The sequence below is a fragment of the Cellulomonas sp. WB94 genome, assembly GCF_003115775.1.
GTDB lineage: Bacteria > Actinomycetota > Actinomycetes > Actinomycetales > Cellulomonadaceae > Cellulomonas_A.
The window spans coordinates 682,674-702,414 of the sequence record NZ_QEES01000002.1; the positions used below are offsets into that span (position 1 = coordinate 682,674).

Below are 19,741 nucleotides of genomic sequence, written 5' to 3' on the forward strand. Positions count from 1 at the left end.
GTGGTGCGGGGTGGATCAGACCTGCGTGGCGACCGCGACCGGCGCGACGACCGTCTCCTGCTTGACGGCGAGCACGCGGATCGCGTAGCCGACGAGGATGAAGAGGATGCCGAGGCCGATCACGAGGGCCGCGATGCCGAACGCGACGACCGAGGTGAACAGCGACGCCCGGAGGAAGGAGCCGTTCATGATCGTGGTGCGCTGGCCCTGGAGCTTGAGGACGTCAGCGTCCTTGGCGATGTCCGCGTCCGACGTGCCGGCGGTCTTGAGCTCGGCCTTCTTGGCGGTGATGTCGTCACCGAGCTCGGCGTAGGTACGGCCGCCGGTGGCGGTGAGCGCGTGGTGGTTGATGGCGTTCGCCTGGGCGAAGGCGGTGAACGGGTCCTGGACGACCTTGCCGGCGAGCGAACCCGGCTCCTCGGGCGTGACCGCGGCGACCTCGATCTTCTCGTCCTTGAGCTGAGAGGCCACAGCGCCCCAGGTGATGCCACCGGCGACGATGAGGACGACGCCGGCGATGATGGTGAGGAGCGCGATGATGCGCGCGCCCTTGAAGCGGTCCGTGACTGTGACGTTCGACATGATCGTCCGATCCCTTTCGAGTAACCCCCGGGGTTCGGGCCCTGGTGGATTCGGGACCCGGTGAACCTTCTGCGGTTCACATGAGAAGCGTGGTGCACGCCCACAGTACTGAAGCGGGACGTTAGTCACGGTTCGGCTCGTGCATTCCGGCGCGTCGAGACAGCGTCGGCGCCGGCGTCATGACCTGGGCTATCGGCTTGCGAGGGTGCCGGCCCGGCGGTACTCCGACTCGGCGGCACGCAGGACCCGGTCCCATCCGAACGCCGGTCTGACCGCATTGTTGTGCGCGCAGATGCCCGCGAGAAGACGTTCGTCCCGCACGAGATGCACGATCGCCTCGGTCATCTCGGCGTCGTCGGCCACCAGGAGGCCGTCCGTGCCGTCCACGACGAACTCCTCGATCCCGGTGCCGCTCCGCGCCACGATCGCGAGCCCGGCGGTGCGGGCCTCGAGGGCCGCGATGCCGAACGCCTCGAGCTCGGCAGGCGCGAGGAACACGTCCGCATCGGCGTATGCGGCCCGGACCTCCTCGCGCGAGAGGCGGCCGGTCAGGTGCACGACGGCCTGGAGACCGTGCGACACGACGGTCTGCTCGACCCGCCGGCGGGTCGGTCCGTCGCCGATGACCGTCAGCCGGAGCGCACCCGGGGGCACGCGACGAGCGGCCGCAGCGACGAGCTCGACGAGCGGGACCGCCCGCTTGCGCGGCGCGAGGCGCATCGTCGCGACGAGGTGGACCGGGCTGCCCCCGGCGCGCACGCCGGCGTCGGCCGACGGCGCCCACGCCTCCAGGTCCATGCCGTTCGGCACGACTTCGACCGGCGCATCGAACACCTGGCCGACCCGCTGCGCGGCCGCACGGCTCACCGCGCTCAACGCCGCTGCGGTCGACCGCCAGCTCGTGGCCCGGACAGCGGCGCGCAAGGGCGGCACCACGCCGTCGAGCATGCAGTGCCAGGTGATCGCCGTCGGCAGACCCCGCGCGACCGCGAGGCGTGCGCCGTCGAACGCGAACGGCGAGACGACGCCGGCGTGCACGTGCACGACGTCGGGCGCCAGGGAGTCGAGCGCCGAGCCCAGCAGCCGCGCCTGCACCGGGTTCACCGGCAGGTCGAACGGCAGGCGGGTGCCGAGCCGGTGGACAGCCACACCCCGCACGTGCTCGACGACGCCCCCGCGCTCGCCGTGCGCACCGAGCGTCGCGGTGAGGACGTGGACCTCGTGCCCCACCGCGGCCTGCTGCGCCGCGAGGTCGCTGACCTGGGACTCGATCCCGCCCGTCCGGGGCGGGAAGCAGTCGGAGACATGGACGATGCGCACGCGCCCAGGCTAACCGGCGCAGGCTCACCCGCTCGCCTTCCTCGATCCTTGGCGCTCCCGGCCGATCGGGTGGCCGTGGCCCACCTCCGTTCGCTGCCGACGCACGCGCGTCTGGTCGCGCTCGGGCTCGGCCTGTGCGCGGTGTACGCAGCGACCAACGGTCTGGCGCACGGTGGTGCGCTCGTGCTCGCGATCGCGATCCCGGCCGTCGTCGTGCTGCGACGCCTCGCCTCGGGGTAGGTCCGCCGGTCCGCCCCCTGGTGGCTGCTGGCCGCGGCGCTGGTCACCCTGACCGTCGACGCGGCCGTCTGGTACGTCGGTGTGGGCGACCGAGGCCACGTCAGTGCCGACGGGCTCGCCTCGAAGGTCACGCTGCCGCTCGGGTACGCGCTCCTGCTCGCCGCGGCGATCGGCATCCTGTCGCCGTTCGTGCGCCGCGACCTCAGCGGCCTCATCGACGCGGCCGTGATGTGGCTCGCGTCCGCCAGCGTCCTGTGGGCGGTCGTCCTGCACCCGACCCTCGTGCGCAGCGACGTCGGCCCCGGCGATCGCGCCTACACGCTGCTCCTGGTGCTGCTCGTGAGCGGTCTCGCGGGCATGGTCCTGCAGGCCGCGGTCGGCAACCGGGCGGCGCGGCCCGCGCTCCTGTACCTGTCGGTCGCCGTGATCCTCACGCTCGCCGGCAACATCGCGCGTGCCATGACGTTCGACCCGGCGACACGGACCTCCGCGACGTGGATCGGGCTCGTGCGGATCGCGCACCTCGCGCAGCGGCAGGCCGCGGCCGAGCGGGCGCTCCTGCTCCTCGCCACGCGGGACGAGCTCGGCCACAACGCGGGCGACGAGGTGCTCGTGGGCGTCGCCGGACGGCTCGTCGGGTCCGTCGGGCCGGACGCGCTCGCGTCACGCTTCGGCGGCGACGAGTTCATCGTCATCGACGACGGCCCGCCCGACGGCGCCGCCGGCCGCATCGACGACGTCCGCCGCGCCCTCGACCTGCCGCTGCTGATCGGGGGCGCTCCGGTCCAGGTCGGCGCGTCCATCGGCGTCCACGAGATCGGACCGGGCAGCTCGGTCACGGCCGCGCAGGTCATCGCCGAGGCCGACCGGCGGATGTACGCGGACAAGCGACTGCGGGCACGCACCACCTGACGCGGTCCACGCGTCGGAACCGGTCGCAGCGCGGCTGCGCAGCTCACGTGCCCGGCGGGGTCACTCCCACTCGATGGTGCCCGGCGGCTTGCTCGTGACGTCGAGCACGACGCGGTTGACCTCGGGGACCTCGTTGGTGATGCGTGTCGAGATGATCGCGAGCACGTCGTAGGGCAGACGCGTCCAGTCGGCAGTCATCGCGTCCTCCGACGAGACCGGCCGCAGCACGATCGGGTGGCCGTACGTCCGGCCGTCCCCCTGCACCCCGACCGAGCGCACGTCGGCCAGGAGGACGACGGGGCACTGCCAGATCTCCCGGTCGAGGCCGGCCTTGGTCAGCTCCTCGCGCGCGATCGCGTCGGCCGCGCGCAGCAGGTCGAGACGCTCGGCCGTGACCTCGCCGACGATGCGGATGCCGAGCCCGGGTCCGGGGAACGGCTGGCGCCACACGATCGCCTCGGGCACCCCGAGCTCGAGCCCGACGGCCCTGACCTCGTCCTTGAACAGCGCGCGCAGCGGCTCGACGAGCGAGAACTGCAGGTCGTCGGGCAGCCCGCCGACGTTGTGGTGGCTCTTGATGTTCGCGGCACCCTCACCCCCGCCGGACTCGACGACGTCCGGGTAGAGCGTGCCCTGCACGAGGAACTTGACCTCCGTGCCGTGCTCGCCGGCGTCCGCCACGACCTCCCGGGCCGCCTGCTCGAACACGCGGATGAACTCGCGGCCGATGATCTTCCGCTTGGTCTCCGGGTCGCTCACCCCCGCGAGGGCGCTGAGGAAGCGCTCGCGCGCGTCGACGACCTTGAGCTGCACCCCCGTCGCGGCCACGAAGTCGTTCTCGACCTGCTCGGCCTCACCCGTGCGCAGCAGGCCGTGGTCGACGAACACGCAGGTGAGCTGGTCGCCGACGGCCTTCTGCACGAGCGCCGCGGCGACCGAGGAGTCGACGCCGCCGGAGAGCCCGCAGATGACGCGCGCGTCGCCGACCTGCGCACGGATCGCTGCGACCTGCTCGGCGATGACGTTGCCGGGGTTCCAGTCGGGGGCAAGTCCCGCGCCCCGGTACAGGAAGTTCTCCAGCGCCTGCTGGCCGAGCGCGGAGTGCTTGACCTCGGGGTGCCACTGCATCCCGTACAGGTGCCGGGTGCGGTCCTCGAACGCGGCGACCGGCGAACCGGTCGAGGTCGCGAGCACCTCGAAACCCTCCGGGGCCGCATGGACGGCGTCGCCGTGGCTCATCCACACGGTCTGGGCGTCAGGGCTGCCGGCGAGGACAGTGCCGGCGTCGTGCACCGAGACCGCCGTCCCGCCGTACTCGCGCGCACCGGTCTGCGCGACCGTCCCGCCGAGGGCCGCCGCCATGGCCTGGAAGCCGTAGCAGATGCCGAGCACCGGCACGCCGGCCTCGAACAGCGCGGGGTCCACGGACGGTGCGCCGTCGGCGTACACGCTCGCCGGCCCGCCCGACAGGATGATCGCCACCGGGTCCTTCGCCAGCATCTGCTCGACCGTCGCGGTGTGCGGGACGATCTCGGAGTACACGTGCGCCTCGCGCACGCGACGCGCGATGAGCTGCGCGTACTGCGCCCCGAAGTCCACGACCAGCACCGGTCGGTGCGACGGTGGGCGACGAGCGCTCGCGGGCGGTGTGGTCTGCGCGGCTGAGGTCACGGGGTCAAGGATAGGCGGCCGCTGGCGATCAGCAGGATCACCGGGGCCATCGCGGCAGCCACGAGCGGGGCATAGACGGTCAGCGAGGACGGCTCGAGATCCGGCCGGTCCACGAACAGCCGGTAGCGGTCGCGCGGGTGCTGGACGACCTCGACCGTCTGACCGACGACGTACTGGCCCGCAGGCAGCTTCTGCGAGGCCTCGATGCCGCGCGGCACCGCGGCGGTCGCCAGGGTCACGACGTCGGTCGGCGCCTCCAGCAGCGCCTTGCGCTGGTACACGGCGGCACGACGCACCCCGATGACCACCGCGGTGCCGCGCAGACCGCGCGTGAAGACGCGGTGCCGGCTGACCCGCCACGCGAAGACAGCCAGGTTGGCGACGACGAACACCACCACGACGCCGCTGACGAGGACGAGCTGAAGACCGCTCACCTGGACCACCTCTCGACGTGCCTGCCGGTGACGTGCTGCGATGCCCGCACGCGACTACCCCGTCAGCACGGTGTCGACGCGGAAACCGCCGAGGCCGCCGGGGACGCTGAAGGGCGGCGCCGGCTCGGGCGTCACGGGCGCCGGCGTCTCCCCGGGGCTGGGGGTCGGGGTGGGTGTCGGGGTCGGGGTGGGCAGCACGTCCGGGACCGTGCGGCACGCCCCCCCGATCAGGTAGCCGAGCCGCACGCCGGACCGGCACAGCCCGCTCCTGAACTCGAGGCCTGCGGTCGCCGTCGACTCGACCCGCTTGCTGGACTGCGGAACCGTGTCGTTGTTGCGGACGCGGACGAAGACCTGGGCCGTCGTGAAGTCCACGGCGAAGTCGACGAGCTCGGCGTCGTTGCGTGCCGCGTAGCTCGATGCGCTCGCCTGCATCGCGGACTGCGACGTCACGTCCTGCAGGCGGGTTCCCGCGAGCGCCCAGAAGTCGGCGTGCTCGCTCGCGCCCGCATGGTGGTCGAAGTAGGCCTCGAGCGAGCCCTGCCACTGGTCGGCCGCGGCGAGCGCCGCCGCGTCGGCCGCGGTGGTGGACTCACGCCGGTCGTTCGTCGCCGAGCCGATGACAGCGATGGCCAGGAACGTGACGAAGAGGAGCGCGACCGTCGCGGGGACGAGGAACAGGCTCACGCTGCCCCGGTCCGAGGCCTCGACGCGGAACCGGAACGGCATCGTGTCGGCATCGCCTCGCGCGACGAACATCGCGCCGAGCAGCCCGAAGGCCACCCACTCGACGAGGGCGAGCAGGATCGACCACGAGAACGCAGGCATCCCGACGATGAGCAGCGCAGCCACGCCGAGCACCGACTGGAGCAACCACGCGACGACCGCGGCGACGACGACCGTCGGGACGGCGTCGGTCCGCGCCACGAGCCCCCGTCGACTCCGGACCGACCGTGTGACGATCGCCCCGATGAACGTCAGCCGGACTGCCGTCAGCACGTGCCCCGTCGCGACGAGGGTCGTCGTGTCGAGCGTCGCGAGGACCTGGTCGAGCGCGGGCAGCAGGAGCCAGTACACCGCCGCGAACGTCATGAGGTCGAGCACCACGAACAGCCGCACGCCACGCACGTCGACCCGCCGCCGGAACATCGTCGGGCTCCTCAGCCCTTCAGGCGCAGGGTGCGCAGCGCGTCGTACGCGACCGACGAGGTCAGCCCACCGGCGGGGGCCTCGGCCGAGATCGACACGAGGTACGTCCTCGCCTCGTTGCGGGTCGTGACGAGAATCCCGTCCAGCACCTGCGCCGTGCCGTTGGCGTCGAGGTTCAGCGTGAACGTCATCTGGACCGCGTAGGCGAACCCTTCCCACGTCGCCGCGCTGCGGACGATGTCGGTGGCAAGTCCGCTCCCGCCCAGCTGGGCGGCGGCCACGACCGACGCGGCGTTCACGGCATCGTCGTTCGCGCCCTTCTGCGGCGTGACGTTGACGATGACCGACGCACGCGCTGCGCCGTCCGCACGGAGGTCGACCGACATCCCCGCCGCGCCGCGATCGGTCTTCGTCGCGGTCATCCCTGACGGCACCTCGATGCTGAACACGTCGGTCTCGTACTCTGCGGAGCCGTCGAGCCCGCTCGTCGGCTCGATCGTGACCGTGCCGCCGGACGGCGCGACCTCGTAGCGGGGCGTCGAGGCGCCTCCGGTCGGGTTGCCGGTTCCGCCGGCGCAGCCCCCGAGGGCCACGATGCCGGTCAGTGCCACCGCGGCGGCCACCCTTGTCATGCTGCGCATGCTGCCCACTCCTGCCATCCGTTGTCTCCGAGGTAGTACGCACCGGTCGAGGTCTCGCTGGACGTCGAGGCGCCGAGGGCGAACGAGAGCCCCCCGATCGCCGGCGCCTCGAGACCGAGCGCGGCGTCCACGAGGTTGGACGAGTTCACGTCCAGGAACTGCGCGGTGACCTCGCCGTTCGCCCTGGCCTGCTGGAAGATCAGCGGAACCGCTGTCGCCTGCGCCATCGACGAGCCACCGGGGACGACCGCGAGCACGCCGATGCCCTGGAGCGCCGCGGTGACCTGCGACCGGTTGGCGGCGGTCACGTCGAACGAGGCGGAGACCTGCACCCCCTTGCCGCCGCCACCCTGGAGCGGGATGCCTGCCAGAGCCGTCAGCGACCCCGCGCCCTCAGCGGTCGCCGCACCGTCGTATGAGACCCCGGTGATGGTGTAGCTCTCGTCCATGGTCGTCGCGACGACCATCTCGATGCCCGCGGAGCCCTCCCCGCCGGCGCCCCAGCTGCCGTCGGTCGACGACAGCCCGAGCTGAACGGCCGCCTCGGCGTCGAGCGTGACCTTGTTGTAGACCGTCGTGGACCCGGTGACGTGGTCGAACTTCACACCGAGCGCGCTCTGGTAGTCGGCCGAGGCGCTCCCGCCCGCGGTGATCCCACCGACCGCCGCGCTTCCGTTCGCCGAGACACCACCCTCGTAGTACGACGCGTCAGGTGCGGGCGGCGTGTAGTCGTGGCCCGCGACCTTGTCCCAGAGCCAGCTGAGGACCTCGACGCCCACCCCGGCGCCCGGCACGAGGGCGCTCGCCACGGACGTGGTGCCCTCCTTCGCGACGGTCCGCTCGACCCAGCCCGTGAACTCGTCCGCCTCGGCCTTCGAGTCGAAGGTGTACTCGACTCCCGTGCCGACGAAGGCCCCGGCGGACACCGATGCCTCGGCACCGAGCTCACCGCCGTACTCGCCGATGAAGAGCTTGCCCTGCGCCTCGCCGGCGCTCAGCGACGCGTCCGCGCCGAGCTCGCCGCCGACCGTGACCTTGTACGTCCCGTCGCTCCGCTGCTCGACCGACATGTCACCGCTCGAGCCGAGCGAGATGAACGACACGCTCACGCCGGCCTCGAGATGCGTGCCGTCCTTCTGCACCGTGCACGGGCCCTCGGGTGGCCCGTCCGGGACGGCGGGCCCCGCCGTGTCGGAGCCGCACGTCGTGCCGAACGCCGAGCAGAGCTTCGCGGCGATCTGGTTGCCCAGCGGGGTCGCCAGCATGAGGAGCGACATGATGATCACGGCCACGAACATGGTCGCGCCGAGGTACTCGACGCTGCCGGCACCCTCGTCACGCGAGGCCGCCGCGCGCCGCCAGAACGAGGCCGGCGTCCTGCGGTCGGTGGTGCGCATGCGGGACCTCCGGCGAGTCGTGGGTCAGGGTGCCTGGACGGGGACGTCGGCGAGGCGGAAGCGCTCGGGGACGTCGATGGTGACGGTCGAGCCGCCCGGGTCCGGCCACAGCACGGTCGCCGTCACGGACTCGCCCTGCTTCATGGCCGCGACGAACCACTCGTCGGCGACGATCGCCCGCAGGTCCTTGTCCGTGCTCGACGCGCCGCGGACGTAGTCCGAGGGGTAGTACCGGGCCGCGGCACCGAGGAGGGTCACGTTGTGTGCGCCCGCGCCCATCGCGTAGGCGCTCAGGCCGCGTGAGATCGCCCGGCCCTGGACGAAGTCCCCGAAGATCCCGGTCGGCTGACCGGTCCCGGAGGCGGTGCGCTTCACCTCGAGGCTGCCCACCAGGTAGGCGCCGACGCGCCGGACCGACGCCGCACGCACCGTGAACCCCGGCACCGCGGTCACCTCGACCGCGGTGGGCCCGCTCGCGCTGGGGCCCGTGGCATCCGGGACCGCCACGGCGGCACCGGCGACCTCGACGGTCGCGCCCGCCGACTTGGCGGTGAAGCGGATCTCGACGCGCCGGTTGGCCGCACGGGCCTCCGGCGTCGTCCCGGCCACGGCCGGCTCGCTCTCCCCGCGCCCCTCACCGGTCACGGCGAAGCCCCCGCCGAGCGCGGGGACCAGGCGGTCGACGACCGACTGGGCGCGACGCACCGACAGGTCCTGGTTGTACGCGTCCGAGGCCACGTCGTCGGTGTGCCCGGTGACGTGCACCTCACCCTCGGCACCCTTGGCCTTGATCGCGGCCGCTGCGGAGTCGACGACGGCCTGTGCCGCGGGGGTGAGGTCGGCCTGGTCGACGGCGAACAGGACGTCCGACGCGAGCGACACGGTGACCTCCTCCTGCGTGACACGGGTCGACGAGGAGTCGTCGAACGCGACCGAGAAGGCGTCGATCGGCGCGCTCACGTAGGTGATCTGCCCCGTGCGCCCGAGCTCGACGGGAGTCGTCGCCAGCTCCTCCGACGCGCTCAGCCTGACCACCGGGACGTCCGCCACGAGACCGAGGTACGGGAAGAGGACCCCGACCGTGTCGCCTGCGGGCGCGCCGTAGAAGCCCTGGCTCGTCGACGGCTTCCCCGCGGTCGCCGCGAGGTAGTCCCGAGTCACCGCAGGCTGCTCCTTGTCGTCCGTCCCCGGGGGGTACACGGTCGCGGACGAGAGATCGACCAGCCTGACCGCGTTCGGTCCGACCGGCCCTGTCGTCGTCTTGAGCGCCTGCCCCACGCTGAAGCTCGCGCCTGCCGGGGCACCTGCCGCGATGCGGTACTCGACCGTGAGGAGTGCGACGCCGTCCTTGACCTGGACCGGCGCGACCTGGACCTCCACCGGGACCGAGAGATAGGTCCCCTGAGCCGTCACGGGCTGCGGGCCGGAGGTCGGCTCGACGCTCGCGCTCGCGGTGCCGCTCGGAGCTGCGGTCAGGGACGCGGTCGGGTTCGGCTCGGTGCCCGCGGTGCAGGCGGTGAGCAGCACGAGGCACGCGACCAGACCGGTGAGGGCACGACGCACGAAGGTTCCTTCCAGAGGAGGACAGGGCGAGGGCCGGGCGCCGACCTCGGACGCCCGGCCCCGACCGTATGTCAGAAGCTGTCGATCGCCGACTGGATCTTGGTGCCGATCGCCGCACCGAGCGTCGGGCCGAGAGCCACGAGGGCGATGATGATCGCCGCGACGACGAGGATGATGCCGACGTACTCGACGGCGCCCTGACCGCTGTCGTCGCTGCGGTGGAGCCGCCCGCGCACTGCGCCCACAACGGCGAGGCGAGCGGCAGCGACCTTGCGGACGAGGTTCTCCATCATGACGATCTCCTTCACGTTGACCACGGGACCCTCGAGGGGCCACCTGCGGAGCTGAGCCGCTCTGCCACCTGCAACGCTAGGGAAGCGGACAGATCGGGACGACCTGCCCAGGGCCCACCGCGGGCCCAATCATCGTGGGCCCACAGGCCCACGATGACCCTGGTGCCACAGCGCCATGGCCTGGCCGCGCGACGCGACGCCGAGCTTGGCGAAGATCGAGTTGATGTGGTTCTTGACGGTCTTCTCGCTGAGGAACAGCTCGCCGGCGATCTCCGGGTTCGCCAGCCCGGCGGCGGCGAGCTCCATGATCTCGCTCTCGCGGACCGACAGGACCGACGGCGCCGACGGGCCGCGCGGCGACTCACGCCTGCTCCCCCACGGCGCCAGGCCCGCGGTGAACGTGCCCCGAGCAGGCATGCCTGGAGGGCCGCCAGGATGCCCTCGGGCGGCAGCGAGCCGTGGATGATGTAGCCGGACGCACCGAGCCTCATCGCGTCGGCGACCACGTCGGAGTCGTCGGTGTTCGTGAGCATGACGACCTTGCAGCGTTCGAGGAGGCCAGGCAACGCGCCGATCCCGTCCAGCACCGGCATCCGCACGTCGAGCAGCGCGATGTCGACGTCGAACGTCTGCGCGGCCTCGAGCGCCTCCAGACCGTTCGCCGCCTCACGCACCTCCTCGACGCCGGCGAGCCCGGCGAGCGATGCCCGCAGACCCAGCCGGATCAGCGCGTTGTCGTCGACGACGAGGATCTTCACCGCACGGCCTCCTTCTCCTGCTGCAGGCGGACGTCGACCGACGTCCCCCGACCCGGCCGACCGGTGACCCGGACGTCGCCGCCGTGCAGCGCAGCGCGTTCACGGATGCCGAGCAGCCCGAAGTGCTCCTGGCCGTCCTGCGGGACGAGGAGCTCCAGCTCCGTGCCGGGGTCCGCCATGAGCCCGCGGCCGTCGTCGGTCACCACGAGCCGGACGACGTCGTCGTCGTCGTCCCAGGTCGCTCGCACCGTGACGAGTCCCGCCCCCGCATGCCGGCGGACGTTCTCGAGCGCCTCGAGCAGGATCGACCGCAGGTCGTCCGCGGCCGCGGCGGCCAGACTCGCGAGGCCGTCGTCGATCTCGGCGTCGACGGCGATCTCGGTGCGCTCGGACCACTGCCGGCACAGCGTCGCGAGCATCAGGTGCGGCGGCTCCGAGGCCCGGCGGAGCTCGCCGAGCGCGAACCGCGTCGCGGTGTGCGCGGCCCCGCACGCCGACTCGAGCTGAGCGGCGAGGTCCTGGACCGAGTCCTGCGCCGAGGTGTCGCGCAGCTGCCGCGTCAGCGCCTGGGTGAGCATCACGATCCCCGCGAGGTCGCCGGCCACGGTGTCATGGAGGTCGCGGGCCATCCTGACCCGCTCGAGGGTCGCCGCCCGGTCCGCCTGCACGTGTCGCAGCTCGTGGGCGATCGACGCCTGGGCCCGCAGACCGGCACCGATCCGTGAGCCCGCCCAGGCCATCGCGACGACGACCACGGGTGCACCCGTCACGAGCGCCCAGTGCGGCTCGTCCGGCGCCTCGTTGATCGACACGAGCACGAGCAGCGCGATCGGGGCGGCCATGACGACCGCGAGCTGGAAGCCGACGGCCGCACCAAACAGCGCGACCGTCGCTGCTGCGTACATCACCATCGGCTCGAACTCGGGCGTCACCCAGACGACGATCGCGGTGATCACCAGGTCGGCGGCGAGCAGCACGCCCGACCGGCTCAGCTGGTCGCCGCGCCGCTGCCACGTCCGCGCCGGGACGTAGGAGAACGGGACAGCCAGGACGGAGAACGTCAGGGCCACGCCCGTGAGCGTGCCGGAGACCACGGCGTCAAGGACGCCGAGTGCCAGGACGGCGAGCCGGACATGGCACAGGAGCCGCACGACGCTCCCGATGGCCTCGACGTCGACCGCCGGCTCCCTGCCTGTCAGCCGTACGTCAGAAGATGTCACGGAACGAGTCCATGTTGGCCAGCAGCACGGCCGCGACCATGAGCAGCAGCGCGCCCGGCACGATCGTCGTGGTGATCACGAGCGACACCTTGGGTGCCGCCTTGGCAGCCTGCTGACGGACACGCTGCCCGTACTCCTGCCGCACGTCCGCGGCGATGCCCGTCAGCGCGTCGGACAGCGGGACACCGAGCTCCTCGGCCTGCAGCATCGCCGTCACGAACGTCCCGACGGCCTCCGACCGGGTCCGGTCCCGCAGACCGAGGAACGCCTGCCGGCGCGAGACGCCGACCGACATCTCCCGCAGCGCCGTCGTCATCTCCTGGGCCAACGGCCCCTCGTGGAACTCGCAGACCCGCTCGACCGCCTGGCGGAACGCCAGACCCGCGGCGACCGTCACCCCGAGGACGTCGAGGAAGTCCGGCAGCTCGGTCTCGATCTGGGCCTGGCGCCGCCGACCCGTCGTCACGAGCCATACCCGCATCCACGAGCACAGGACGGCCCCGAGGAGGAAGCCGACGGAGGTCTGGCCGAGCACGGCGAAGATCACCACGAGGATCCCGGACAGGACGAGGAACCCCATCTGGCGTCGGACGTACACCGTCACGGTGATGCCGTCGGGACGTCCGGCACGGCGGATGGTCTCGTCCAGGCGGCCGAGCCGCGCGCTTCCGTACGTCCGCATCGCGGTGCCGACCAGCCGCTTGCCCAGCAGGTCGAGCAGGGGGACGAGACCGCGGACCTGACGCACGTCGCCGTGCGCGGAGCGCATCGATGCCTCGACGTCCTCCAGGCCCGTCGTGCGCATCATCTGCGCCCCGACGATGCCGACGACGGTCAGCGCAGCGGCGAACAGCGGGATCAGGAGCACCACGTCAGATGTCCACCTTCGTGAGCCGCTGGATCGCGATGAACCCGACGGCGAACAGGCTCGTCGCGACCACGACGACGATCTGCCCGACGAGCGTGCCGAGCATCAGGTCGAGCGATCCGGGCGAGATCACGTTCATCAGGAACATCGACCCGACCCCGATGAGGATCACGGCGTACCCGGAGAACGCCGCGCCGACGGTCGCCGTCTTGATCTCCCGACGCAGCTGACGGCGCTCCTCGAGCGTCGAGGCGATGTTCGACAGCGCCGAGACGAGCGCACCGCCGGCCTTCCCCTGGATGATCAGCGTCTGCACGAGCACGAGCAGCTCGCGCGACGGGAGTCGCGCCGACAGGTGCTGGAGCGCGGACGCCAACGACTGCCCGACCGCGAGCTCGGCGCTGACCTGGGCGAGCTCGGCCGACGCAGGGTCGTCCATCTCGCGCGCGGCCAGCTCGATCGACCGGGACACACCGAGACCCGCCGAGGCCCCGTTGGCGAGCAGCCGAGCCAGCTCGGGGAGCTGAGTCACGAACTTCTCGATGCGCGCCTGGCGACGGCGGTCGAGCCACTTCTTGAACGACATCACCACGGCGATCCCGGCGGCGAACGAACCGTACCGACCCACCAGCGGCTGCGTCCCGAGCACCCCGACGGTCGTCGCCGCCGCGACACCGAGCAGGACGCCCGTCGGCGACCAGCCCACGAGCCCCGATCCGGCGAGGAGCGCCGAGAGCCGCGCGCCCCACGTCGTGCGCCGGACCTGCTCGTCGAGCGTCGCCAGCACGTGGTTGCGCCACGCCGGCCGAGAGTCGACGGCGGCGAGCAGCCGTCGCCGGTACGCACGGTTCTCCTGGAGGACCGAGGTCGTGACGACGGCCAGGACGAGCGTGGCGAACAGGATGGTCAGGATCGGGCCGACGGTCATGAGGCCGGCACCCCGCTCGGGACCGACTCCCCCGCCCGGAACAGCCGCTCCCGCAAGGCCTCGGGCACAGCGGCGAGGACGAACCGACCTGTCACCTTCCGGTCGGGGCCGACGGGGTCGGACCGGAACAGCGCGAGCGGCACGACGTCGTACTCCTCCCGCCGGCTCGACGTGAGCGCCGCGACCTCGGCGACCCGACGCGTGCCGTCGACGCCGCGCTCGAGGTGCACGACGATGTCGATCGCGCTGTTGATCTGGTCGCGCAGCGTGGCCACCGGGAGGTTCAGCTCGCTCATGGTCGCGAGGGTCTCGAGCCGGGACATCGCGTCGAGCGCGCTGTTGGCGTGCACGGTCACGAGCGACCCCTCGTGACCGGTGTTCATGGCCTGCAGCATGTCCAGCGTCTCGCCACCCCGCACCTCGCCGACGACGATGCGGTCGGGGCGCATGCGCAGCGCGTTGCGCACGAGGTCGCGGATCGTCACCTCGCCCCGCCCCTCGACGTTCGCCGGGCGGGACTCGAGGCGCACGACGTGCTCCTGCTGGAGCGAGAGCTCGGCCGCGTCCTCGATCGTGACGATCCGCTCGTGGTCCGGGATCATGCCCGACAACGCGTTCAGGAACGTCGTCTTCCCGGTTCCCGTGCCGCCCGAGATCATGATGTTGAACCGGCCCCGGACGAACGCGGCCAGCAGCAGGGCCGTGTGCTCGTCGAGGCTCCCCATCGCGACCAGCTCGCTGAGCCGGTACGGCCGCGGGAAGCGGCGGATCGTGACCGTCGGTCCGTCGAGCGCGAGCGGCGGGATGATCACGTTGACGCGCTCACCGGTGGGCAGCCGCGCGTCGACCATCGGGGAGGACTCGTCGACCCGGCGGTTGACCGTCGACACGATGCGGTCGATGGTCTGGTACAGGTGCTCGACCGAGCTGAACGTCGTCCCGACCCGCTCGATCCGGCCCGCGCGCTCGACGAAGATGTCGTTCGGCCCGTTGACCATGATCTCGGTGATGGACTCGTCCGCGAGGAGCGGTTCGAGGACCCCGAGCCCGAGCGCGTCGTCGACCACGCGCTGAATGAGGATCGAGCGCTCGCGGGTCGCGAGCACCGGCCCGTCCATCGACAGCAGCGTCGACAGGATCCGCTCGAGCCGGGCTCGACGCTGGGTCGGGTTGAGCCTCGCGAGGACGTCGAGGTCGACCTCCTCGAGCAGGCGGTCGCGGTAGTGCCCGACGAGGTCGGGCTCGTCGGAACGGGTCGCAGTTCGTTGGACGCGGTCGCGCAGTGCCATCGTCAGCCTTCCGGGAGGTCGGCGTCACGCGTGACAGTGAACGAGCTCGAGGTGATCCCGGGCAGCACGATCGGGACGCGGACCTCGAGCCGCACGCAACGACCCGCGCAGGACGGCACGGCCGCCGTGCCCGTCGTCAGCGACTCGATGGGGGCCCAGCTCGGCAGCTGGCGCTCCACCTCGGTCCGCACGTCGTGACCGAGCGTCGCCGCCCGGGCGCCGTCGCGCGCAGCCTTCTCGGTCGCCGCCCCGATCTGGGCCAGGAACAGCCCCTGCACGCACATCGACGCGACGACGAGCAGGATCGCCACGAGGCCGATGAGCTCGACGGACGCGGCTCCGCGGTCCGACGCGCCGACGGCCTGCCGCAACGCCCTCATCGGGGTTCCGCGAAGACGGCGGCGGTCGCCGCAGAGGTCAGGTGGAGCCCCGGGACCACCGTCGGCGCCACGACCTGGACCTGGACGGCGCTCGGACCGACGTCGACGCTCGCACCGTCGGCCCACGGACCGCTCAGCTCGCCGAGCGCGTCGGCCCGGGCCTGGTCGACGGACGCCGCGTCGTAGGACCGTGCGATCCCGATCGTGCGCGCACCCTCCTGGGCGGCGTTGCGGGCGAGGAGGAACCCGGCGCCCCACACGACGCACTGCGCGCACACGAGGAACACGAGGAGCCCGAAGGCGAACACGAGGGGCAGCTCCACGGCGGACTGCCCGCTGTCGTCGCCCCGCCGAGCGCGCCGTGTGCTCCGCCGATCGCCCGCAGGTGGTGTCGACGCGACCGCGCCGGCGCCCGCCAGGGCGAACGCGCTCTCGGACGCCCCGTCGTCGCGCGCCTTGTCCAGGATGGTGACGAACCGGGCCGCTGCGGCGTGCGCGGGCGTCGCGGTCGTGAGGATCGTGGCGGTGTTCATCGCCGACTGGAACGGCGCTCCGCCGTCCGGGATCACGAGCGAGACCGGGGCGTCGACGATCCGGTGGGCCAGCGACTCCTGGACCTCGGAACGGCTCGAGCGCCGGTTGAGCACGACGTCGACCGTCGTCGGGAGCCGCACCGCGAGCCGCTCCCACAGGGCGAGGGTGCGCCGCGCGGCCCGCAGCGCCGGCAGGTCCGGAGTCGCGACGAGGAGCGCGACGTCGGCGTACTCGAGGATGAGCGCGGTCGCGTCGTCGAGGTGCGAGCCGACATCGATCACCGAGACGTCGAACTGGTAGCGCAGAGCGTTGACGACCGCTCGGGCCGCGTCGGCCGTCATCTCCTCGGCGCGTTCGCCGTCGTTCGGTGCGGGCAGCAGCCTGAGCCCGCTCTCGAGGTCGTACGAGGTCTCGCGGAGCACGCGACCCGACATCTCGCCGGCGATGTCGACGAGGTCGACGATCGACCGCCGGGTGTGGACCCCGGCGTAGGCAGCCAGGTCCCCCGACTGCAGGTCGAAGTCGATGAGCGAGACCGTGCGCGTCGCCGTGAGCGACTGCGCGACGAGCATGGCCACCGACGTCGCGCCGACCCCGCCCTTGGCGCCCGCGACAGCCACGACGCGACCGCCCCGACCGCCCGTGAGCTCGGAGGTGACCGCCGATCGCGCCGCGACCGCCCACTGGGCGACCGCCTCGATGCGCGAGACGATCTCGTTGAGGCTCGACGACTCGGAGATGACCGAGCGCGCGCCCGACTCCATCGCGGCAGCGAACTGCTCGGGTCCCGCGCTCTCGACGAGCAGCACGACGCCGACCAGCGGGTGGGAGGCGCCGACCGCGCGCGCGACGGCGTGACCGCGGCCGCCCTCGAGCGCCTCGTCGATCACGACGACGTTGATCCCGGTGCTGCGGCTGAGCGTGTCCTCGAGGGACGCGCCGTCTGCGGCGACATGAGCGAGGGTCAGGTTCTCTGCCTCGGCCAGCATGTGCGCGAGGCGCTGCTGGGTCGCGTCGCTCCCGGTGGCGAGGAGGATCTCGATGCTCATCAGCCCGCCGCCCTGTCGCCGAGGAAGACCTTGTCGGCCGGCGCCTGCTCCTGGTCGTCGCCGGCACCGCGCAGGGCCAGACGGAGCTTAACCGAGAAGCTCTCGATGTAGGCGAGCCGCAGTGCATCGGCCGACGTCAGGGCGAAGGTCACCGGGACGCCGCGGGAGGTCGAGAAGTTGCCCGACGAGTCGGAGCCCTCGACGTCGGCAGGGAGACCCACCTCGAGGACGAGGGCGTTGGACACCCAGATCTCCGAGCGCGCCGGGTTCAGGTCGTCGCCCGCGACGGTCGCGATGATGTCCACGTGGTTGCCGGGCGAGACCTTGCCCGCCACCCCGGTCTCGGCGTCGACCACGATGGCCACCTCCCGGTAGCCCGGCTGCACGCCGGGTCGGGGGACCAGCATCCCGGTCTGCACCGTCGAGCCGGCCGTGTACCCCGTCGCCGCGACGAGGCCGACGACGTCCTTCTCCGTGTGCAGCGCCGTGGCCGGCACCCAGCGCTCCGGGACCTCGACGATCGTGACCATGTCCGACTCGATGGGCTCGAGCGCAGCCACGTCGCGCGTGAACTGCAGCACGCCCGTCATCGGGCCCACCTTCGAGCTGACGTCACCGACGAACGTGAGGACCGCGAAGAACACCACGATCGCCCCGATCGACGTGAGGACGAGCAAGAGGGCACCACGGCGTTGACGCGGGTTCACGCAAGTCCTCCAGGGGTCACGGCAGCAGATGAGAGTGCGACGTCGGTCAGCGGAAGCTGGCAGAAGACGCAGACCTGCCCCCAGCCGGCGCGCCCGCAGGACGGGCAGATCGGGAACGTGCGTGTCACCTCGGGGCGCAGCACGTGGCCGACGATGTCCTCGAGCCACTCGTGCAACGTGGTCACCTCGACCCATCGGGCGCACCGCCAGGGCGAGGCACCCGGTCCGAGCTCCAGCTCGACCCGCTCGGCCGGCAGGCTCGCGTCGTCGACGCCGGCGAACGCGCTCGCCGACCGCGCGATGACGGCGATGTACCCCTCGAGCGGCGGGAGCTCCCGGGCACGGGACACCCGCTGGAGCTCCCAGTCCACGAGGAACCTGCTCGCCGGCCACAGGCTCGCCGCGTGGAGACCGAGGTGCGGGTTCGGGCGCTCGAGCGAGCCGACCGACGAGAGCAGCGCGAACGTCGACGACGCGCGGGTCACCATCGCCGATGCCGCACCCGCGAGCCCGAGCTCGCTGTCCGGGAACATCGCGAGCGCCGACGCCACCACGAACAGCGCGGTGACCGGGACGTCGCAGCGCAGCAGACCGATGTCCTCGCGTCCGTAGGCGAGCCGCACCGCGCGCGACTCCCGCCAGCCGACCTCGTCGCTGCTCAGCAGGAGCACCTGCGAACCGCGGGGTGTCGCGTCGACGGCCTCAGCGATCGCCTGCCGCTCGGCGACAGCCGTGGTGGCACCGCGAGGCGCCACAGCATGGTCGGCCACCACGATGACGGGCACTCAGACGGCTCCCTTCGAGGACGTGGTGGCGCGCGGCACTCCCAGCGAACGTGCAGGTGGGGAGCACAGGCGACAGTACAGACAATGCACCGACGTCGCGACATGTTCACCCGAACGCGACAAAGTGCACCGAATGGGCGCCCGTAGGGTTGCGACGGCGCCCGACCCTGTCGGCGGGCGCGACGAGCAGAGGTGGGCGGTCCGATGCGCGCGATGAGACTCACGATCGACGGGCGCGACCTCGCGCCCGTCCTGGTGGCCGACACGTACTGGAGCCGGCTGCGCGGGATGCTGGCCCGCAGGCCGCTCCCGCCCGCGCTGCTGCTGCGGCCGTCGAGCTCGGTCCACGGCGTCGGCATGCGCGAGCCGCTCGACGTCGCGACGCTCGGCGCCGACGGCACAGTGCTCGCCGTGCGCGTCCTGAAACCGTTCGGTCTCGTCCCACCGGTGCGCGGCGCGGTCGACGTCCTGGAGGCACCCGTCGGCTCGTTCGACCGGTGGGGTCTCGTCGTGGGCAGCCGGGTGGCTACGGACGACGACCTGAGCTGAGCACGGCACCGGGCGATCGTGCCCCGGCCACGTCGAGGAGTCCCGGGCCCACGGGCTCAACCGAGGACCCCGGCTCCCCGCTGCCTGCTGGGCCCGGGGGCCCAGCGCCGACTCAGCGCGCCGGGGCTGCCTCGAGCCGCGCCACGGCGTCCGCGTGCACGCGACGCTCCAGGACGAAGGACATGACCGGCACCACGCCGGCGGCGACCATCGCGGCGAGACGCCCGAAGTCCCAGCGCATCTTCGACCACAGGTCCATGACGGTCACGAGGTACACCACGTAGATCCACCCGTGCGCGAACGGCACCCAGCCGATCCAGCTCAGCACGTCGGGGCCGACGCGCACCGCGTACTTGAGGAGCATCTCGAGGCACAGGATCAGCAGCATCGTGCCGGTGACCCAGGCCATGATGCGGTACCGCTGCAGTGCCTGACGGCCCTTGACCGGGTCCAGCGCAGCCATGTGACGCTC

The 19,741-nt window shown here is 72.2% G+C and carries 22 protein-coding genes; 3 read left to right on the forward strand and 19 right to left on the reverse strand.

The features are described from left to right. Positions 1 to 15: 15 nt before the first annotated feature. Together DDP54_RS04210 and DDP54_RS04215 are read right to left on the reverse strand one after the other, a co-directional pair. Positions 16 to 582 (reverse strand): aromatic ring-opening dioxygenase LigA, encoded by a 567-nt coding sequence (locus DDP54_RS04210; protein ID WP_109130677.1) that lies wholly within the window; start codon positions 580 to 582, stop codon positions 16 to 18. A 189-nt stretch (positions 583 to 771) separates the two neighbouring features. Beyond that, a complete protein-coding gene (locus DDP54_RS04215; RefSeq protein ID WP_109130678.1) occupies positions 772 to 1,902 on the reverse strand; it encodes a glycosyltransferase family 4 protein in 1,131 nt (376 codons plus the stop codon). Positions 1,903 to 1,977: 75 nt separating this feature from the next. On the opposite strand from DDP54_RS04215, the gene DDP54_RS18095 reads away from it, so the two are divergent. Both DDP54_RS18095 and DDP54_RS04220 read left to right on the forward strand, forming a co-directional pair. Further along, positions 1,978 to 2,142 carry a hypothetical protein gene (locus tag DDP54_RS18095; protein ID WP_158274447.1) on the forward strand — a complete coding sequence of 55 codons (165 nt, stop codon included), beginning with the start codon at positions 1,978 to 1,980 and terminating at the stop codon, positions 2,140 to 2,142. Positions 2,143 to 2,223: 81 nt separating this feature from the next. Continuing rightward, positions 2,224 to 3,054, forward strand: coding sequence for a GGDEF domain-containing protein (locus DDP54_RS04220; protein ID WP_109130679.1), 831 nt, complete (start codon positions 2,224 to 2,226; stop codon positions 3,052 to 3,054). 60 nt (positions 3,055 to 3,114) lie between these two features. Here DDP54_RS04220 and guaA read toward each other — a convergent pair whose 3' ends face one another. The 16 genes from guaA to DDP54_RS18100 form a co-directional block, all read right to left on the reverse strand. Next, positions 3,115 to 4,725 carry a glutamine-hydrolyzing GMP synthase gene (gene guaA, locus DDP54_RS04225; RefSeq protein ID WP_277949581.1) on the reverse strand — a complete coding sequence of 537 codons (1,611 nt, stop codon included), beginning with the start codon at positions 4,723 to 4,725 and terminating at the stop codon, positions 3,115 to 3,117. Further along, a complete protein-coding gene (locus DDP54_RS04230; protein ID WP_146192353.1) occupies positions 4,722 to 5,159 on the reverse strand; it encodes a hypothetical protein in 438 nt (145 codons plus the stop codon). The genes guaA and DDP54_RS04230 overlap by 4 nt, the downstream gene beginning before the upstream one ends. A gap of 54 nt (positions 5,160 to 5,213) precedes the next feature. Beyond that, positions 5,214 to 6,308, reverse strand: coding sequence for a pilus assembly protein TadG-related protein (locus DDP54_RS18815; RefSeq protein WP_109130682.1), 1,095 nt, complete (start codon positions 6,306 to 6,308; stop codon positions 5,214 to 5,216). Between the two features lie 11 nt (positions 6,309 to 6,319). After that, positions 6,320 to 6,949, reverse strand: coding sequence for a hypothetical protein (locus DDP54_RS04240; protein ID WP_158274448.1), 630 nt, complete (start codon positions 6,947 to 6,949; stop codon positions 6,320 to 6,322). Further along, on the reverse strand, positions 6,937 to 8,346 hold the full coding sequence (locus DDP54_RS04245; protein WP_109130684.1) for a hypothetical protein: 1,410 nt from the start codon (positions 8,344 to 8,346) through the stop codon (positions 6,937 to 6,939). Before DDP54_RS04245 ends, DDP54_RS04240 begins: the two co-directional genes overlap by 13 nt. Positions 8,347 to 8,370: 24 nt before the next feature. Continuing rightward, on the reverse strand, positions 8,371 to 9,909 hold the full coding sequence (locus tag DDP54_RS18820; protein WP_109130685.1) for an OmpA family protein: 1,539 nt from the start codon (positions 9,907 to 9,909) through the stop codon (positions 8,371 to 8,373). 71 nt (positions 9,910 to 9,980) lie between these two features. Next, on the reverse strand, positions 9,981 to 10,217 hold the full coding sequence (locus DDP54_RS04255; RefSeq protein WP_146192355.1) for a hypothetical protein: 237 nt from the start codon (positions 10,215 to 10,217) through the stop codon (positions 9,981 to 9,983). 114 nt (positions 10,218 to 10,331) lie between these two features. Then, entirely contained in the window at positions 10,332 to 10,619 is a 288-nt protein-coding gene (locus DDP54_RS04260) for a helix-turn-helix transcriptional regulator (RefSeq protein WP_109130687.1), read from the reverse strand. A gap of 337 nt (positions 10,620 to 10,956) precedes the next feature. Then, positions 10,957 to 12,180: an ATP-binding protein gene (locus DDP54_RS04270; RefSeq protein ID WP_146192356.1), complete on the reverse strand. Its 1,224-nt coding sequence runs from the start codon at positions 12,178 to 12,180 to the stop codon at positions 10,957 to 10,959. After that, a complete protein-coding gene (locus DDP54_RS04275) occupies positions 12,167 to 13,051 on the reverse strand; it encodes a type II secretion system F family protein (RefSeq protein WP_109130689.1) in 885 nt (294 codons plus the stop codon). Before DDP54_RS04275 ends, DDP54_RS04270 begins: the two co-directional genes overlap by 14 nt. Before the next feature lies 1 nt (position 13,052). Continuing rightward, positions 13,053 to 13,976: a type II secretion system F family protein gene (locus DDP54_RS04280; RefSeq protein ID WP_109130690.1), complete on the reverse strand. Its 924-nt coding sequence runs from the start codon at positions 13,974 to 13,976 to the stop codon at positions 13,053 to 13,055. Beyond that, positions 13,973 to 15,265, reverse strand: a complete 1,293-nt coding sequence (locus DDP54_RS04285; RefSeq protein ID WP_109130691.1) for a CpaF family protein — start codon at positions 15,263 to 15,265, stop codon at positions 13,973 to 13,975. Before DDP54_RS04285 ends, DDP54_RS04280 begins: the two co-directional genes overlap by 4 nt. Before the next feature lie 2 nt (positions 15,266 to 15,267). Continuing rightward, entirely contained in the window at positions 15,268 to 15,645 is a 378-nt protein-coding gene (locus DDP54_RS04290; RefSeq protein ID WP_146192357.1) for a pilus assembly protein, read from the reverse strand. Continuing rightward, positions 15,642 to 17,228 carry an AAA family ATPase gene (locus DDP54_RS04295; protein WP_109130693.1) on the reverse strand — a complete coding sequence of 529 codons (1,587 nt, stop codon included), beginning with the start codon at positions 17,226 to 17,228 and terminating at the stop codon, positions 15,642 to 15,644. The genes DDP54_RS04290 and DDP54_RS04295 overlap by 4 nt, the downstream gene beginning before the upstream one ends. Then, on the reverse strand, positions 17,228 to 17,935 hold the full coding sequence (gene cpaB, locus DDP54_RS04300; RefSeq protein ID WP_158274449.1) for a Flp pilus assembly protein CpaB: 708 nt from the start codon (positions 17,933 to 17,935) through the stop codon (positions 17,228 to 17,230). Before cpaB ends, DDP54_RS04295 begins: the two co-directional genes overlap by 1 nt. Then, the gene (locus DDP54_RS18100; protein WP_158274450.1) at positions 17,932 to 18,720 is read right to left on the reverse strand and encodes a hypothetical protein; all 789 of its coding nucleotides are present in this window, start codon (positions 18,718 to 18,720) and stop codon (positions 17,932 to 17,934) included. The genes cpaB and DDP54_RS18100 overlap by 4 nt, the downstream gene beginning before the upstream one ends. Positions 18,721 to 18,933: 213 nt before the next feature. On the opposite strand from DDP54_RS18100, the gene DDP54_RS04305 reads away from it, so the two are divergent. Further along, complete coding sequence (locus DDP54_RS04305; RefSeq protein ID WP_158274451.1) at positions 18,934 to 19,269, forward strand: DUF192 domain-containing protein; 336 nt, start codon at positions 18,934 to 18,936, stop codon at positions 19,267 to 19,269. A 112-nt stretch (positions 19,270 to 19,381) separates the two neighbouring features. Here the strand turns inward: DDP54_RS04305 and DDP54_RS04310 are convergent, their stop codons facing one another. Next, positions 19,382 to 19,732 (reverse strand): DUF3817 domain-containing protein, encoded by a 351-nt coding sequence (locus DDP54_RS04310; RefSeq protein WP_109130696.1) that lies wholly within the window; start codon positions 19,730 to 19,732, stop codon positions 19,382 to 19,384. Positions 19,733 to 19,741: the final 9 nt, after the last annotated feature.